Source organism: Faecalibacterium sp. Marseille-Q4896 (genome assembly GCF_017377615.1).
GTDB lineage: Bacteria > Bacillota > Clostridia > Oscillospirales > Ruminococcaceae > Faecalibacterium > Faecalibacterium taiwanense.
On the sequence record NZ_JAFREG010000003.1, the window covers coordinates 320,995 to 337,241 of the forward strand.

Here is a 16,247-nt window from a genome sequence, read left to right on the forward strand (position 1 = left end):
CATACAAAAAATCAGCCTCCGCCCACTGCGGCGGCAGGAATAGTATAGCACAGAATCTGTAAAACATGTTAATTTTTACCGATTTTTGTCAAGAATCGACAAGAATATCAGCCACTATGCCCCATTTCGTCTTGTTTTTATTGGATATATTGCCCAAACACCTGTGTCACATGCAGTGCCGCCGGGCGCTGCCTATCATAGAATGTAAGGAGATCTTTGCATGAATTACCCCGCCATTCCCCGTGAATTCTTCAATGGAGACTGCTTTGATGCCTACCGCATCCTTGGTGCGCATCCCTGCTCTGACAACGGCACCGAAGGGTGGCGCTTTGCGGTGTGGGCCCCCGGTGCCACGGCAGTGGAAGTCTGCGGCGGCTTCGACGGCTGGGAGGCAGGCGTGCCCATGGAAAAAGCCGATACCGGCGTGTGGAGCGCATTCGTCCCTGGCCTTGCAGAGGGCGACCTTTATAAATACCGGGTGCATGGTGCCGACGGCAGTGTGGTGATGCGCAGCGACCCCTACGCATTTTCCACCGAGCTGCGGCCGGGCACGGCCAGCCGTCTGGCAAAGCTGGACTTCCACTTTGACGACAGCGCATGGATGGAGCGCCGCGACAAATGCCGCAACCGCCCGCTGAACATCTACGAGATGCACGTTGGCAGCTGGCGGCACAAGCCCGGCAGCAAGGAGGCCGATGGCTCCGACGGCTGGTACAACTATGAGGAGCTGGCCAAGGAGCTGATCCCATGGCTGCTGGATCATCACTTTACCCATGTGGAGCTGCTGCCGCTGGCCGAACATCCCTTCGATGGCAGCTGGGGCTACCAGACCACCGGCTACTTTTCCGTTACCAGCCGCTACGGCACCCCCGCCCAGTTTGCCGGCTTCGTCAACGCCTGCCACCGCATGGGCATCGGCGTCATCATGGACTTTGTGCCGGTGCACTTTGCCGCCAACGCCGACGCTCTGGCAAAGTTTGACGGCACCCACCTCTACGAGTACGACAGCGATGTGGGCCACAGCGAGTGGGGCACCTGCAACTTCAACTACTACCGCCGCGAGGTGTGCAGCTTTTTGAACAGCGCTGCCGCCCTGTGGATGGACGTATACCACTGCGACGGTATCCGTATGGATGCCATCTCCCGCGCGCTGTACTGGCAGGGCGACCCGAACCGCGGCGTGAACGAGGGTGCCGTGAACTTTCTGCGCAGCTTGAACCACGGCCTGAACGAGCGCTGGCCCACCGGCATCTACACTGCCGAGGACTCCACCAACTTCCTCAAGGTGACAGCTCCCACCCGCTACGACGGCGTGGGCTTCGACTACAAGTGGGATATGGGCTGGATGCATGATACGCTGGACTATTTTGCTACCCCCTTCGGTGAGCGGCCAAATGCCTACGGCAAGATTGTTTTCAGCATGCACTACTTCTACAACGAGCTGTATCTGCTGGCCTTGAGCCACGACGAGGTGGTGCACGGCAAAAAGACCATCATTGATAAGCTGTGGGGCACCTATGCGGAAAAATGCGCCCAGCTGCGCACCCTCTATTTTTATATGTACATGCACCCGGGCAAGAAGCTGAACTTCATGGGCAACGAAATGGGACACTTCCGGGAGTGGGACGAAAAACGGGAGCTGGACTGGGACCTGCTGAAATACCCCTTCCACGATGCGTTCCAGAAATACTTTGCCCACCTGTGCCGGGTGTATTCCACTGAGCCTGCACTCTACGATGGCGAGTACAACCCCGACTGCTTTGAGTGGGTGGCCTGCGAGAGCCGCAACGAGGGCGTGTACGCATGGCTGCGCAAGGGCCGGGGCGAAAACCTGCTGTGCATCATGAACACGCAGGACCACGCCCACAAAAAGTTCCCGCTGTATCTACGCTTTCCCTGCAGTGCCGAGGAGGTGCTGAACACCGAATCCCCCGAGTGGGGCGGTGCACTGAAGAGCCGCCGCAAGACAAAGCTTCACACCACCGATGGCGGTGTGTTTGGTCGGGACTATACCCTTACAGTGGACCTGCCTGCCATGGGCAGCTGCCTGCTGCGCCTTGCGCCGGAGGCCCCGAACCCCGATGCGGCCCGCATCAGCGCCAACAAAGCCCTGAACGCAAAGCGCCGCGCTGCCCGCAGCACAAAGGCCGCAGCCAATTCCAGCAAGTAATATTCGTTTCAAAATGTCCCGTCTGCGTTCAAAGCGGCGGGACATTTTGTTGTTTTCCGTGCACAGCGGCTGGACAGTGCAGATTTTGCTTGCTATACTGTAGCTGTGATATTCTGCAGCTGAGAGGTTTTTGGGATGAGTGGAATCGTTTCCCGTCTGTCTGTCCTTGGCAAGGTCTGGCTGGGCCTTGCTGCCGGAGCGATGGCGCTTATAATATTTTGCCTTGCCGCATCGGGCAGCAGCCTGTTTTTCCCGCTGGTGAGCCTGTGGTGCAATGCAGCACTGTTTGCATTGGCGCTGCTGGTGCTGCGCCGGGCCGGTGTGGAGCTGGACCTGTTCCACAAGGCGGTTCTGGTGGGCCTGTGGGCAGCGGCCGTGCTTTACTTTTACTGGACCCTCGGCAGCCGCACCTTCCTCTACCACTGGGACTACGTAAACTACATTCTAAAGCAGTATCATGCCGAAGCCGCCTTTGCCCAGAGCACAGGCGCAGGCTTCCGGTTTCTCCTCGATTCCATCACCGAGGACTATACGAATTTCATCACCCTGTTCACCGAGTTCCCGTTCTGCCTGAGCGGCAAGACCGGCGACGACTACGCATTCTGTCAGGTATTCAGCGTACTGCCCAGCCTGCTGGTGCTGCTGGCGGGCCTGACGGTCAAGGTGGGCCGGATGCTACGGGTAAAGAACCGGTTCTGGTATTTCCTCATCGGCTTTTCGTGGTGCGCTACCTTCCCGTTCGTGCGCATGTCGGCGGTGCTGGGCCAGCCGGACTGGTTCGGGCTGATCTTTGCCTTCATGCTCATGCTGCTCACACTGGACTACCGCTTTGACGGCATCGACCTGCCCCGCTATCTGCTCATCTTCGCCGCCACGGCGGGCATCATCCTCACCCGGCGCTGGTACTTATATTTTGTGGTGGGCTACTGCTTTGCCTACGTGCTGCTGCTGGCAGTTTCCAGCATCCGGCTGGCAAAAGATGGCCAACCCAGCCGCGCTGTGCACCGCATGGTACGGCTGGTGGTGTTCGGCCTGTGTGCGGCCGGGGCCATGGTGCTGCTGCTTCTGCCCATGGTGCGCAAAATTTTAAGCTTTGACTACGCTGGGCGCTACTCTTACTACAACTTCGGCGGCATCACGCTGGAGCTGGCCGCACAGACACTGCGCATCGGTTTGCTGAACTTCATCCTCATCGGAATGGGGCTGTGGTTTGCCACAAAGCGCCGTCTGCCTGCCCTGCCCTGCCTTGCAGGGACAGAGCTGCTGGTGAGCCTTGTGCTGTTTACCCGGGTACAGAACACCGGCTCCCACCAGATGCTGCTGTTCATGCCGGGGTGGCTGTTGCTGTTCCTCGTTGGTTCCGCCGCACTGGCCGACGGCCTGAAAAAGCACACCGCCGTCAAGCTCTGCTACTGGGGCTTTACCATGGTGTTTGCGGTGTCCGTGCGCTGCTCGCCGCTGACCACCGTTGCTCTGCCGGGCTTTGTGGTGGATCATTTTCCCCTCAAGGCCGTGTCAGAATTCGTCCAGCTGGACAAGCTCACCTACGACCGCACCGATGCCGCCCAGATCCAGCGCGTGGACGACTGGATCGATGCCCACTGCGATGCGGAAAAGGGCGAGTTCGCCTACATGATCCCCCACGATATGCTGTATAACTCGGACATATTCCAGTACGCCGCCCTGCCGGACATCCAGCTGCAGGGCAAGCTGGCCGCCGGCATCTCCATCCCGGGCACCCACGAGTTCCCGGTGCGGTTCTTTGAGGCGAAGTACGTGCTCACTGCAGAGCCGCTCCCCCAGACCTTTGTCAGCGGTGGCGAGCTCTCCGGCCGGTGGAATGCCCTCTTCTGCGCCGCGCGGGATGAGCACTTTACGCAGGCCGCCAGCTTTGACATGGGCAATGGCACCGTGTTCACCGTGTGGGAGCGCACCGAGCCTGCCGACCGGGCTGAGGTGGAGTATTATCTGGATGCCTTCGCGCAGGAGGATGCCCTCTACCCCGAAATGTTCTCGCAGGTGGCGGAAGCCTGGCTTGCCGGACATGGACTTTAAACTGCAAACGCTTTGGATATAAAAGGAGTATTTCCCATGGAACAGAATGCAAACGCCCTGCCCAAGGTCACGCTGGGCCAATACAAGGGGCTGGAATTCACCCGCCGGGTGCGCCCGGTATCGGAAAAGGCCGTGGAGCTGGAGGCGGCGAACCTCACTCGCACCCACGCCCCCTTTGCACCGGTGGAAAAGTCCGCCGCGCGCGGGATGCGCGTCACGCTGGATTTTGAGGGCTTCATGGACGGCGCACCCATCCCGGAAAGCAAAATGGAAAATGTGACCGTGGTGCTGGGCACCGGTCAGCTGATGCCCGCCGCCGAGGATGCTGTGTACGGCCACAAAGCAGGCGAGAGCTTCCGGTTCGATTTTACCTATCCCGCCGAGTTCCGGGTGCCGGAGCTTTCCGGCAAGACGGCGCAATTCGCCATCACCCTGCACACCGTGGAGCAAAAGCAGCCTGTACCGCTGGACGATGCCTTTGCCAAGACACTGGGCTTTGATACGGTGGATGCCCTGAAGGAGAGCATCCGCGAGAAAAAGCGCCGCTCCCACGAGGCCAACGCCGACCGAATTGCCGGAGCCGCCCTGCTGGGCATGGCCGGTGCCAACCTGACGGCGGAGCTGGATAACGCCATTCTGGACCAGAATGCCGACCATGACATGAACGCCCTGCGCGAACGGCTGCGCCGCAGCAAAATGACCATGGAGCTGTACTGCAAGGCAGGCCAGACCACACCGGACGAGGTGCGCGCCGCCTTCCGCCGGGATGCCGAGCGCAAGATGCGCAGCATCCTTGCGGTGCAGGCCATAGCCAAGGCCGAACAGATCACCGTGTCCAACGCAGAGGTGGATGCCGAGTACGTCCGCCTTTCCAAGCTGCACGATACCCCGGAAGCCGAGATCCGCAATGTGCTCAGCCGGGACGCTGTGGCCTCTGCCGTGACCACTCAGAAGGTGCAGCGTTTCCTGATCGACCACGCAAACATCACTTCGGTTGTGGAAAAGGAGTAAACTATGGGCTTTTTTACACGCACCGCGATGGATATGCTGATGAAAACTACCCATCCCGAGATCAACCGCCGCCAGTGCTGGAACCTGCATCCCCATCGCAAGCCCTGCACCGAGTGCAAGGATATCTGCCCCTATGGCGAACAGATCTTTACCCGCCCGAACCTTGTGAAGGACTGGGACCCCTGTACCGAGTGCGGCCTGTGCGTCTCTGCCTGCCGCAGCGGCTGCATCATCCCTTCGCCGGAGCAGGTGCAGCGGGACACCTCTGCCGCCGATACCGACAATGACACCATCTGGATCGGCTGCGAAAAGTCCACCCGCAAAAATTCCATGGTGCGCACCTGCATTGCGGCCCTCACATGGGAGACACTGGCCTACCTTGCCCTGAACAAAAAGATCGTGCTGGACCTGACCCCCTGCGGTGAATGTGAGAACGACCTGTGCGCCGCCCAGCTGCGCAAGGAGCTGACAAGGCTTGTGGATTTCTTTGGCCAGCCCATGTTCGAGGCACGGTTCACTCTGGCCTACGAGCCGGACGAAGCGCTCTACCACGTAAAGGAGCTGAGCCGCCGCGAAATGTTTGAGCAGGTGAGCCACGGCTCCAAAAGTGGCACCAAAAAGCTGCTGCAGATGCTGCCCGGCCTGCACAGCGAGGACGACGGCGGTGTGGATTTCCGCCTTTTGCTGCACCAGCGCACAAAGCAGCTGAAGGCATCCATGGAAACGCCGCTGAAGTACGGCTACTACCTGCCCAACTTTACCGATAAATGCTTTGGCTGCGGCAAGTGCGAAAAGGCCTGCCGCGCCGGTGCGCTGAAGCTGGAGGACCTGCCCGACGGCCAGACCCGCATCGTCATCACGCCGTGGAAGTGCAGCGAGTGCGGGGTGTGCGTGGCCTCCTGCTCCAACCATGGCATCAACGGCATGAAGCTGCGCCAGCTCACCACCCTTGGCCCGGTAAGTGTACACAAATGCACCAAGACCCTGTGCAAGGAATGCGGCAAGCCCATTGCGCCGGGCAGTGTGGATGGTGTGTGCACCGTGTGCCGCATCAAGGCCCGCACCAAAAAGCGGCAGGAAGAAGCCGCTGCCAAGGCAAAGCAGCTGCGTGAGGAGCGCGAAGCCAAAAAGGCTGCAGAGGAAGCCGCCAAGGCAGCAGCCGAAGCCGGTGCCGACGCTGCTGAGACAGCTGTACAGACGGCTGCCGCCCCCGCAGAAACCGCTGCGGCCGGTTCCGTGATCACAGCACTGACCCCGGAAAAAGCAGCCCCCGCCGCGCTGGACGAAACCCCTGCTGCCGCACCGGAAAACACCGCAGAAAAGGATGTGCCCGACACACCGAAAAACGATTGACGGCGCACAGATTCAATGCTATACTGACCATAAGACCACGCACCGTGGCCACCGACTGTTACAAAGGGGTAACGGAGCTATTTCCGTTACCCCTTTCTTATCCCAAAGCACGAAGCAAGCTTTTGCCAAGATCTTACGAAAGAAGGATTTTACTATGGCTCATTCCATCTCCCGCCGCCAGTTCCTGCAAGGCAGCGGCGCAGCCGCCCTTTCTGTAGCAGCGGCTGGTCTGCTGAGCAGCTGCGGCGGCTCTTCCGCTTCCAATGGCGGCAGCACCGGCGCTGCCGGCAGCAGCTCCACCTACACCGTGCTGTATTCCCGTCAGCCCGCCACCCTGAACTATCTGGTCTGCTCAGCTGACCCGGACCTTTACCACGGCACTCAGTGCATCGACACGCTGGTGGAGTACGACAACCGCGGCAAGATCCGGGAGGGCCTTGCCACTGCTTGGGAGTGGGATGCCGACAGCCTGACATGGACGTTCCACCTGCGGGATGAGAACTGGGTGGACTGCAACGGCGAGGTGCTTGGCCCTGTGACCGCGCAGGACTTTGTGGATGCGCTGGCCTATGTGCTGAACCCGGACTACGCTTCCTCTACTGCAAGCCTTGTCACCCCCTATGTGGCCGGTGCGGACGACTACTATAACTACTGCGTTTACCGCAACAACGCCAATAACGGCACCGTGGCCGAGGACGGCACTACCTACGCCATTGATGCCAACGGCACCGTGACCGCCGCTGCCGCCGACGGCACCACCACCGAATACCCGGCTGTGGATTTTTCCACCGTGGGCGTGAAGGCTGTGGACGACCACACCCTGACCTACACGTTGAACTTCGACTTTCCCGGCTTCCTCAGCCTGTTGAGCTACGCTCCCTACGAGCCTGCCTACGGCCCGCTGCTGGAGGAGTTTGCCGACCAGTTCTGCACCAGTGCCGAGACCGCCTGCAGCTGCGGCGCGTTCTATCTGGCCGAGTACACTCCGCTGGAAAACTGGGTGATGAAGAAGAACCCCGAAAACTACGATGCCGACAGCGTTTACATCGACACGGTGCGCTACATCTACAATCAGGAAGAGCTGATCAGCGGCCCGGAGATGGTCAAGCGCGGCGAGATCGATCAGGCTACCATCAGCTCCGACATTCTGGACAGCTGGCTGGCCGACGACACCACCAAGGACATGGTTTCTATGGAGCGCCCGGAAACCGGCAAGAGCTACTTCTACATCTTCAACTTCCTGCCCTACCGCCACGAATTTTCCAACTGGACCGTGACCGGCGTGGATGCCCAGTACGAGCCGGACAATTGGGCCAAGGCCATCAACTCCACCAACTTCCGCAGGGCTTTCCTGTATGCCATCAATCCGTCTGTGACGCTGGCCGTCACCGCGCCGGAAGGCTACGATAACTACAAGCTGCACACCATCACTCCGCCGTCCTTCTGTGCCAACAGCAAAGGCGTGGATTATACTGAGTGCGGCGGCCTTGCAAACCTCTCTGACTTCTTTGACGAAGCCAAGGCCAAAGAGTACCGTGATGCCGCCGCGGAAGAGCTGACCGCCGCCGGTGTCACCTTCCCCATCAAGATCCAGTATCCGTACAACCCCGCTGTGGTGGACTGGGACAAGCAGTGTCAGGTGTTCAAGCAGCAGGTGGAAGCCGTGCTGAACGACGGCTTCGACTTCATCAGCATCATCATCACGCAGGGTCCGTCCGACAACTTTCTGAACGCGGTGCGCCGGGTGGGTGCCTACCAGCTGATGTCCTACTACTGGGGTGCCGATTACTCCGACCCCGAGACCGAGGTGTACCCCTTCTATCAGGAAGCCGGCGACCGCGGCACCTGCTACAGCTTCCTGCGCACCGGCGTGGAGGACGGCATCGTGACCGGCGAGACCGCCGACCTCGTGATGCAGTACATGTCCATGGTGGAGAACGCCAAGACCATCACCGAGGATCTGGATGCCCGGTACGAAGCCTTTGCGGATGCCGAAGCCTTCCTCATTGAGAACGCACTGGTCATCCCGCTGGGGATGCCGGTGCCGCCCTACATTGCCACCCGTCTGAACCTGTGGGAGGGCCAGTACGCGCCCACAGGCCTTTCCACCAACCGACTGAAGGGCGTGCACATCCTCGACCATTACGTTTCCATGGAGGAGTATAACGCCAACCGGGATGCGCGGTAAAAACTGAATCGGAAACTCCCCCAGTCTGCTGCGCAGACAGCCCCCTCTGGGATGGGGCCTCTGGCGAAACCGGAAACTTTCCCGTCATGCCAAGGGCTCCCTCCCCGAGGGAGCTGGCTTTGCGCAGCAAAGGCTGAGGGAGTTTTTGTTTGCTCCTCATTTTTCCCGCAAAAACTCACAAATCACTTTCCAAACGTAAGATTTTGCGTTATTCTATACTTATCTGTATTTATAAAGAAAAGAGAGGTGCACGGCTATGGTGCAATATCTCGCAAAACGCATCGGGCGCTCCATTCTGACCCTGTTCGTCATTGTGACGCTGGTGTTCTGCCTGCTGCGGCTCATGCCGGTGGAAGGCTACTTTGCAAACTACGAAAAAATGACCGAGGCACAGATCCAGGCCGGGCTGCAGTCCATGGGCCTGCTGGACCCGCTGCCGGTGCAGATCGGCCATTTCTGGCGGGATGCGCTGCACGGTGATCTGGGCGTGAGCCACATTTATAAGCTCAACGCTCCCGTGACCAGGATCCTTGCCCAGAAGCTGCCCATTTCCATCGAAATGGGTGTGCTGGCCATGCTGCTGAGCCTTGTGCTGGGCATCCCGCTGGGCCTTGTCATGGGCCGTTATAAGGGCTGCTGGCCGGATAAGCTGGGCACGGCATTCATCGTGCTCATTCAGGCGGTGCCTGCGGCAGTGTACTTTTTGTATATCCAGATGTACGGCACCACCGCCATGGGCGTGGGCCTGCTGTTCGATGCCGCCAACTGGCGCTATTGGGTGCTGCCGGTGTGCAGCATGAGCCTTGCAAACCTTGCGTTCTACGCCATGTGGCTGCGCCGCTATATGGTGGACGAGAGCAACAAGGACTACGTCAAGCTGGCCCGCGCCAAGGGCGTGAGCGAGAACAATATCGCCCTGCACCACGTATTCCGCAACGCCATGGTGCCGCTGGTGCAGTACATTCCCTCCGCATTCCTGAACACCGTCGTCGGCTCCATCTACATCGAAAGCCTGTACAGCATCCCGGGCATGGGCGGCCTGCTGGTCACCTGTGTGCAGCGCCACGACAACACCATGGTGCAGGGCATCGTGCTGCTGTACGCCTGCGTGGGCATCATCGGCCTGATTTTGGGCGATGTGCTCATGGTGCTCATTGACCCCCGCATCAACTTTGGCAAGAAAGAAGGTGGACGCTGATGCTCTCTTTTCTGAAACGCGAAAAATCGAAGCAGCTGGAGGATCAGCTGAATGCTGCTCAGGCACAGCGCCGCACCGGCTGGGAAAATCTGCCGGAGGATGAGCTGTTCACCCCCGCCGGGTTCAGTGAGGAACAGGCCGAAGCCACCGCCAGCTCCAACTACAGCTACTGGGGCAGCACCTTCCGTGCCTTTTTCAAGAACAAGTTCGCCGTGGCCCTGCTGATCGCGCTGGTGGTCGTGGTTGCCTTTGCCTTCATCCAGCCCCACCTGCCCGGTCAGGCAGACCCGAACCTGTGCGCCGTGGACCCTGTGACCGGCATCCAGTACCGCAACATCGCCCCCGGGCAGGACGGCTTTATCTGGGGTTCCAACTCCATCGGTCAGGACCTGTGGGCACGCATCTGGGCCGGTGCACGCACCAGTCTGACTATCGCCTTCTTCGTGGCCCTCATCGAAGCTGTGGTGGGCATTACCGCCGGTGTGCTGTGGGGCTATGTGCGCGGGCTGGACTTTGTGTTCACCGAGCTGTACAACATCTTCGATAACATTCCCACCGCCATCGTGCTGATCCTCATTTCCTATGTAGCCACCCCCAGCATCTGGACCATGGTCCTTGGCATGGCCATCAAGGGCTGGATTGAAATGGCACGCTTCATCCGCAACCAGATCCTCATCATCCGCGACCGGGATTATAATGTGGCTTCCCGCTGCATCGGCACGCCCACCATCCGCATCGTGCTGCGCAACCTGCTGCCCTACCTCGTCTCGGTCATCATGCTGCGCATGGCCCTCACCATCCCGGAAGCCATTGGCAACGAGGTGTTCATCACCTACATCGGTCTGGGCCTGTCCGTGGAGACCCCCTCGCTGGGCAACCTGGTCAACGACGGCCGCAAGGTGATGATGCAAGCCGGGCTGCGCTACCAGCTGCTGTACCCCACCCTCATCCTGAGCTTTGTTACCATTGCGTTCTATCTGATCGGCAACGCCTTCTCGGATGCTGCCGATCCGAAGAACCATCTGCAGTAAGGAGGGGACATCATGGAACACAACCAGCTCATTCTCTCCGCAAAAGATGTCAACATCCAGTTCAACCTGCGTGGAAAAGTGCTGCACGCCATCCGTGGCATCGATCTTGACCTCTATCAGGGAGAGGTGCTTGCCATCGTAGGCGAGAGCGGCTCCGGCAAGAGCGTTTTTACCAAGAGCTTCATGGGCCTGCTGGATGCCAACGGCTCCATTACCAGCGGCACCATTGATTACTACGGCATGGCGGACGGCAAGCCGCTGCGCCTTTCTGGCCTCAGAACCGAAAAGGACTGGCTACGGGTACGTGGCCGAGAGATCGCCATGGTCATGCAGGACCCCATGACCAGCCTGAACCCGCTGAAGACCATCGGGGCACAGATCATGGAAGCCGTTGCCCTGCATCAGGGCTTAAAGGGTGCTGCCGCCAAGGAAAAAACGCTGGAATACCTGCGGGATGTGGGCATCTCTGACCCGGAAAAGCGCTTTAAGCAGTACCCGCACGAGTTCTCCGGCGGCATGCGCCAGCGTGTGGTCATTGCCATTGCGGTGGCCTGCAGCCCCAAGATCCTGATCTGCGACGAGCCTACCACCGCACTGGACGTGACCATTCAAGCCCAGATTTTGCAGCTTTTGAAGGAAATGCGGTTCAAGTACGATCTGACCATCGTCATGATCACCCACGATCTGGGCGTTGTGGCAAACATTGCAGACCGCGTAGCTGTGATGTACGCAGGCGACATTGTGGAGATCGGCACTGCTGACGAAATTTATTACGATCCCCGCCACCCCTACACATGGGCGCTGCTTTCCAGTATGCCGCAGATGGGCGTGAAGGGCGAGGACCTGTTCAACATCGTGGGCACACCGCCAAACCTGTTTGCGGAAATTCGCGGCGACGCTTTTGCACCCCGCAACCCGCAGGCGCTGAAGATCGATTTTGTCAAGCGCCCGCCTTACTTTGAGGTAACGCCCACCCACAAGGCCAAAACATGGCTGCTGGACCCCCGGGCACCCAAGATCGAGCCGCCTGCTGCGGTAAAAATGCTGCGAGAGGAGGGGCTGTAAGATGGAAAATGAACGCGAAGTTCTTTTGGAAGTGAACCACCTGAACGTAACCTACGTCTCCGGCAAAAAAGCATATGAAGCTGTGCAGGATGCCAACTTTAAAATTTATAAGGGCGAGACCTTCGGCCTTGTAGGCGAAAGCGGCAGCGGCAAAACTACCATTGGCCGCGCCATCCTGCGCATCCTGCCAACTTCCGGCGGCGAGATCCTCTATAAGGGCCAGAAGATCAACGGCAGAATTTCCCGCCAGCTGGACAGGCAGATCATCAAAGAGATCCAGATGATCTTTCAGGACCCGCAGTCCTCGCTGAACGAGCGCGCCAAGGTGAGCTACATCGTGGGCGAAGGCCTGCAGAACGTCCGGCCTGATCTTTCCACCGCCCAGCAGGAGGAAAAGGTGCGTCAGGCTCTGCTGGACGTGGGTCTGCTGCCGGAATTTGCCTCCCGCTTCCCCCACGAATTTTCCGGCGGACAGCGCCAGCGCATCGGCATTGCCCGGGCCCTGATCGTGGAGCCGGAGTTCATCGTTGCCGATGAGCCCATCAGCGCACTGGATATGTCCATCCGTGCACAGGTGCTGAACCTGCTGCGCCGCCTGCAGAAGGAACGCGGCATCACCTACCTGTTCATCGCCCACGATCTTTCCGTGATGCGCTACATCTCCGACCGCATCGCCGTCATCCACAAGGGCCGCATCGTGGAGCTGGCCGGGGCCGAAGAGTTGACAGCCCACGCCATCCACCCCTATACCCGCAGCCTGCTTTCCGCCATTCCCATGCCGGACCCCCGCAGGGAGCGGCAGAAAAAGCTGCTGGTGTACGACCCCGCCATGCACGACTACTCCAGAGAGGCCCCCCAGTGGCGCGAACTGCGGCCTGAGCATTTTGTACTGTGCAGCGCTGCCGAAGCCGAACAGTGGCTGCCGCGCTGACCCCCGACATTTCGGGCTGAATCGTTGTTTTACGGCTCTTTTACGCAACATTCAAAGTTTATTTCTTGACATTCTCCGGCAGCTCCACTACAATAGAATCTGCATCATTGATTCTGATTTTTGAGTTATTAGCGTGTTCTGACCGGCGGCTTTCATCTTCTTTGCAAAGTTGTCGGCTTTTGGCAATGAAAAGAAGAAGAAAGAAAAGAGGACTTTATTCTATGACTACTGAACAGCGTGAACCGCTCTATGCGTCCACTGCGAAGCCCTGGCTGAAGTACTATGACCAGAAATACATCGACATGCCCCTGCCCAAGTGCAGCGCCTTTGAGTATCTCTGCCATCAGAACAAAAACCACCTGAGCGAGACCGCTCTGGAGTATTATGGCCGCAAATTCACCTTTGCAGACCTCTTTGTGAATATCAAGAAAACCGCGGCCGCCTTCCGTGCTCTCGGCGTGAAGAAGGGCGACATCATCACCGTTGTCAGTGTGATGACCCCCGAGGTGATCTATGCCTTCTACGCTGTCGATATGATCGGCGCAACGCTGAATCTGGTGGACCCGCGCTACAGCGTTGAGGGCATCCACGAGTACATCGAAGAGGTGGATTCCCGCCTGCTGATCTGCCTGAATGTGACCTATGAGCGCTGCCACAAGGCAGAAAAGCGCACCAATGTGGAGCGCGTTCTGGTCATCAGCCCCGCAGACTCTCTGCCGCTGCATCTGGCCGTCGGCTACAAGCTGACCAACCCCGATAAGAACCGCTACAAGTCCAATGTGATCCACTGGAAGGACTTTATTGCACAGGGCAAGGATCAGAGCATGAACGCCGAACCCTACGACCCGCAGCACGCCTGCGTGGTGGTGCACACCGGCGGCACCACCGGTTCTCCCAAGGGCGTTATGCTGACCGACGACTGCTTTAACTCTCTGGCCCACGAATTCATCGCCCAGAGCAACCTGTTCTGCCGCGGCCAGAAGCTGATGAACGTCATGCCTCCGTTCATTGCCTACGGCTATGCCTGCGGCGTGCACATGCCGCTGGTCATGGGCCTGCACGTCGTCATCATCCCCAATCTGGACCCCGACAAGCTGGGCGCACTGATCTGGAAGCACAAGCCCGAGCACATGTTCGGCGTTCCGGCCCACTACCAGCAGATGGCAGCTTCTCCGCTGCTCAAGAAGAAGAAGGATCTCTCCTTCATCCGCAACTATGCCGCCGGCGGCGACTCGCTGCCGCTGGGCGCTGAGCTGACTGTGAACGAGTTCCTGAAGGCGCACAACGTGGAATATCCGTTGGCCAAGGGCTACGGCATGACCGAGGTTGCCTCTGCCGCTACCGTTGCCGCCGGCAACGTGACCAAGCCCGGCAGCGTGGGCATTCCCATGCTGAACACGGTGGTGTCCATTTTTGAGCCTGGCACCGAGACCGAACTGCCCATCGGTGAGCGCGGCGAGATCTGCATCTGCACCCCCACCGTCATGAAGGGCTACTACAATAAGCCCGAGGAGACCGACATGATCCTGCGCCGCCATGCAGACGGCCAGATCTGGGCACACACCGGCGATGTCGGCTACATGGACGAGGACGGCTTTGTGTATCTGGATTCCCGCATCAAGCGCATGATCATCCGTCACGATGGCTTCAAGGTGTTCCCGTCCATGATCGAGAACGTCATCAGCCGCCACCCGGCCGTGCATCAGTGCTCGGTGGTGGGCTGCACCGATAAGGACCATGTGCAGGGCCGCCTGCCCTTCGTCTACGTGGTGCTGGACCCGGAAGGCGACAAGAAAAAGCGCCAGATCGTGCGGGAACTGCGCCAGCTGTGCAATGAAGAGCTGCCGGAGTATGTGCAGCCGGTGGGCTACAAGTTCATCTCCGAAATGCCCTTTACCCCTGTTGGCAAGGTGGACTACCGCAAGCTGGAAGAAGAGATCACTCCCCGCGATTACTGATCCTGAACTTCACCCTGTAATTTTTCAGACACTGAGCTCTCCCGAAAGGGAGAGCTTTTTTGTATGGAAGGAACCGCAGAATACGGACGCAGCGATGGCCGCAATTTTTTGAATTTTGTCAGTTGACAATTTTTACTTTCCATTTTATCATAGAGACAACAGCTGTGCCGCACAGGTGCAGTCATTCCAGAAAGAAGGAATTACAATGAAAAACAAAAAGTTTGCCAGCTTTCTGGCCGCAGCGGCAGCGCTTGTGCTGCTGGCCATGCCTGCATTTGCTGCCGACGAACAGACGGAGTTGCCTGCCGCCGAAGCAGCAGAGGTGCAGCAGGAGCAGACCGCAGCGCCTGCCGAGCAGGAGACCGCCCTGCCCGCCGATGCCCAGACAGCCGGCGAACCGGAGCAGCAGCTCACCTATGTGGCGCTGGGCGACAGCATCACCTCCGGTGTCGGCCTTGCCGATATGAAATACAACATCGCCCAGATCGGCTACGATCTGCAGCCGAACTTTGAGGGCTACCCTTCCCAATGCTACACCGCCCTTGTGGGCAAGGGCCTTGGGCTGGACCGCCAGCACGCGATCAATCTGGGCCTGCCCGGCCTGATGAGCCCTGACATGCTGGATATGGTGCAGAACAGCGCCATGCCCAAGATGAATCAGGCTTCCGGCGCATATTACGTCTACCCGGAATATCAGGAGTATCTGCGCAAGGCCGATATCATTTCCATCCAGATCGGTTCCAACGACGCGCTGGTGCCCTGCATCGTGGGTCTGGGCGAGGCCACCAACTGGAAGAGCGAGCAGCTTGCCGCACTGATGGTCAGCGGTGCCCTGCGTGATTTCAACTTCCAGAAGCTGGGGCTCTTCCTCGAAGCGCTGAACCGTATGACCCTTACCTTTGACGAGAGCCGCGCCACCAACCGCCTGCTGTTCCGCGGCATGGATGAGATCTGCGATCAGGCCTATACCAATGTGACCGCCAGCCTGCCGCAGATCGTGGCCAGTATCCGTGCACTGAACCCGGATGCCAAAATCGTGCTGCTGGGTTACACCAATCCGGTGCCTCTGCTGCCCGCATGGAACCGCTATTTCAGCAAATTGAACCGCTTTGCCAAAGACCTTGCCACACAGGAAGGCTTGATCTATGTGGACATTCCCCGTGCGCAGACCGCTGCCGACGGCCACCCCACCGTTAAGGGCCACCAGTACATTGCAAACCAGATTTTGAATGCTCTGAAGTGAGCTTTCCATCAAAAAAGCCTGTCTCATTTTTGCGAGACAGGCTT

11 protein-coding genes are annotated in these 16,247 nt (G+C 59.0%); all 11 read left to right on the forward strand.

Going from position 1 to position 16,247, the window contains the following annotated elements:
* Nucleotides 1–220 precede the first annotated feature (220 nt).
* The 11 genes from glgB (at nt 221) to J3348_RS07810 (ending at nt 16,203) form a co-directional block, all read left to right on the forward strand.
* Complete coding sequence (glgB, locus tag J3348_RS07760) at nt 221–2,170, forward strand: 1,4-alpha-glucan branching protein GlgB (protein WP_207698694.1); 1,950 nt, start codon at nt 221–223, stop codon at nt 2,168–2,170.
* Between the two features lie 135 nt (nt 2,171–2,305).
* Nucleotides 2,306–4,225 (forward strand): mechanosensitive ion channel family protein, encoded by a 1,920-nt coding sequence (locus J3348_RS07765; RefSeq protein WP_207698695.1) that lies wholly within the window; start codon nt 2,306–2,308, stop codon nt 4,223–4,225.
* A 36-nt stretch (nt 4,226–4,261) separates the two neighbouring features.
* On the forward strand, nt 4,262–5,236 hold the full coding sequence (gene tig / locus J3348_RS07770; protein ID WP_005944537.1) for a trigger factor: 975 nt from the start codon (nt 4,262–4,264) through the stop codon (nt 5,234–5,236).
* A gap of 3 nt (nt 5,237–5,239) precedes the next feature.
* Nucleotides 5,240–6,589 (forward strand): 4Fe-4S dicluster domain-containing protein, encoded by a 1,350-nt coding sequence (locus J3348_RS14385; protein ID WP_207698696.1) that lies wholly within the window; start codon nt 5,240–5,242, stop codon nt 6,587–6,589.
* A 154-nt stretch (nt 6,590–6,743) separates the two neighbouring features.
* A complete protein-coding gene (locus tag J3348_RS07780; RefSeq protein ID WP_242702915.1) occupies nt 6,744–8,777 on the forward strand; it encodes an ABC transporter substrate-binding protein in 2,034 nt (677 codons plus the stop codon).
* A 256-nt stretch (nt 8,778–9,033) separates the two neighbouring features.
* Nucleotides 9,034–9,975, forward strand: a complete 942-nt coding sequence (locus J3348_RS07785) for an ABC transporter permease (RefSeq protein WP_207698698.1) — start codon at nt 9,034–9,036, stop codon at nt 9,973–9,975.
* Nucleotides 9,975–11,006, forward strand: a complete 1,032-nt coding sequence (locus J3348_RS07790; protein WP_005944541.1) for an ABC transporter permease — start codon at nt 9,975–9,977, stop codon at nt 11,004–11,006. Before J3348_RS07785 ends, J3348_RS07790 begins: the two co-directional genes overlap by 1 nt.
* A 12-nt stretch (nt 11,007–11,018) precedes the next feature.
* Nucleotides 11,019–12,071: an ABC transporter ATP-binding protein gene (locus tag J3348_RS07795; protein ID WP_207698699.1), complete on the forward strand. Its 1,053-nt coding sequence runs from the start codon at nt 11,019–11,021 to the stop codon at nt 12,069–12,071.
* A gap of 1 nt (nt 12,072) precedes the next feature.
* Nucleotides 12,073–13,002, forward strand: coding sequence for an ATP-binding cassette domain-containing protein (locus J3348_RS07800; RefSeq protein WP_207698700.1), 930 nt, complete (start codon nt 12,073–12,075; stop codon nt 13,000–13,002).
* A gap of 221 nt (nt 13,003–13,223) precedes the next feature.
* Nucleotides 13,224–14,960 carry a class I adenylate-forming enzyme family protein gene (locus J3348_RS07805; RefSeq protein WP_207698701.1) on the forward strand — a complete coding sequence of 579 codons (1,737 nt, stop codon included), beginning with the start codon at nt 13,224–13,226 and terminating at the stop codon, nt 14,958–14,960.
* A 205-nt stretch (nt 14,961–15,165) separates the two neighbouring features.
* Nucleotides 15,166–16,203, forward strand: coding sequence for a GDSL-type esterase/lipase family protein (locus J3348_RS07810; protein ID WP_207698702.1), 1,038 nt, complete (start codon nt 15,166–15,168; stop codon nt 16,201–16,203).
* Nucleotides 16,204–16,247 lie beyond the last annotated feature (44 nt).

Bases quoted from the DNA above. Each gene is read 5' to 3' on its own strand.
- glgB (WP_207698694.1), top strand. From the start codon at position 221: ATGAATTACCCCGCCATTCCCCGTGAATTCTTCAATGGAGACTGCTTT.
- J3348_RS07765 (WP_207698695.1), top strand. From the start codon at position 2,306: ATGAGTGGAATCGTTTCCCGTCTGTCTGTCCTTGGCAAGGTCTGGCTG.
- tig (WP_005944537.1), top strand. From the start codon at position 4,262: ATGGAACAGAATGCAAACGCCCTGCCCAAGGTCACGCTGGGCCAATAC.
- J3348_RS14385 (WP_207698696.1), top strand. From the start codon at position 5,240: ATGGGCTTTTTTACACGCACCGCGATGGATATGCTGATGAAAACTACC.
- J3348_RS07780 (WP_242702915.1), top strand. From the start codon at position 6,744: ATGGCTCATTCCATCTCCCGCCGCCAGTTCCTGCAAGGCAGCGGCGCA.
- J3348_RS07785 (WP_207698698.1), top strand. From the start codon at position 9,034: ATGGTGCAATATCTCGCAAAACGCATCGGGCGCTCCATTCTGACCCTG.
- J3348_RS07790 (WP_005944541.1), top strand. From the start codon at position 9,975: ATGCTCTCTTTTCTGAAACGCGAAAAATCGAAGCAGCTGGAGGATCAG.
- J3348_RS07795 (WP_207698699.1), top strand. From the start codon at position 11,019: ATGGAACACAACCAGCTCATTCTCTCCGCAAAAGATGTCAACATCCAG.
- J3348_RS07800 (WP_207698700.1), top strand. From the start codon at position 12,073: ATGGAAAATGAACGCGAAGTTCTTTTGGAAGTGAACCACCTGAACGTA.
- J3348_RS07805 (WP_207698701.1), top strand. From the start codon at position 13,224: ATGACTACTGAACAGCGTGAACCGCTCTATGCGTCCACTGCGAAGCCC.
- J3348_RS07810 (WP_207698702.1), top strand. From the start codon at position 15,166: ATGAAAAACAAAAAGTTTGCCAGCTTTCTGGCCGCAGCGGCAGCGCTT.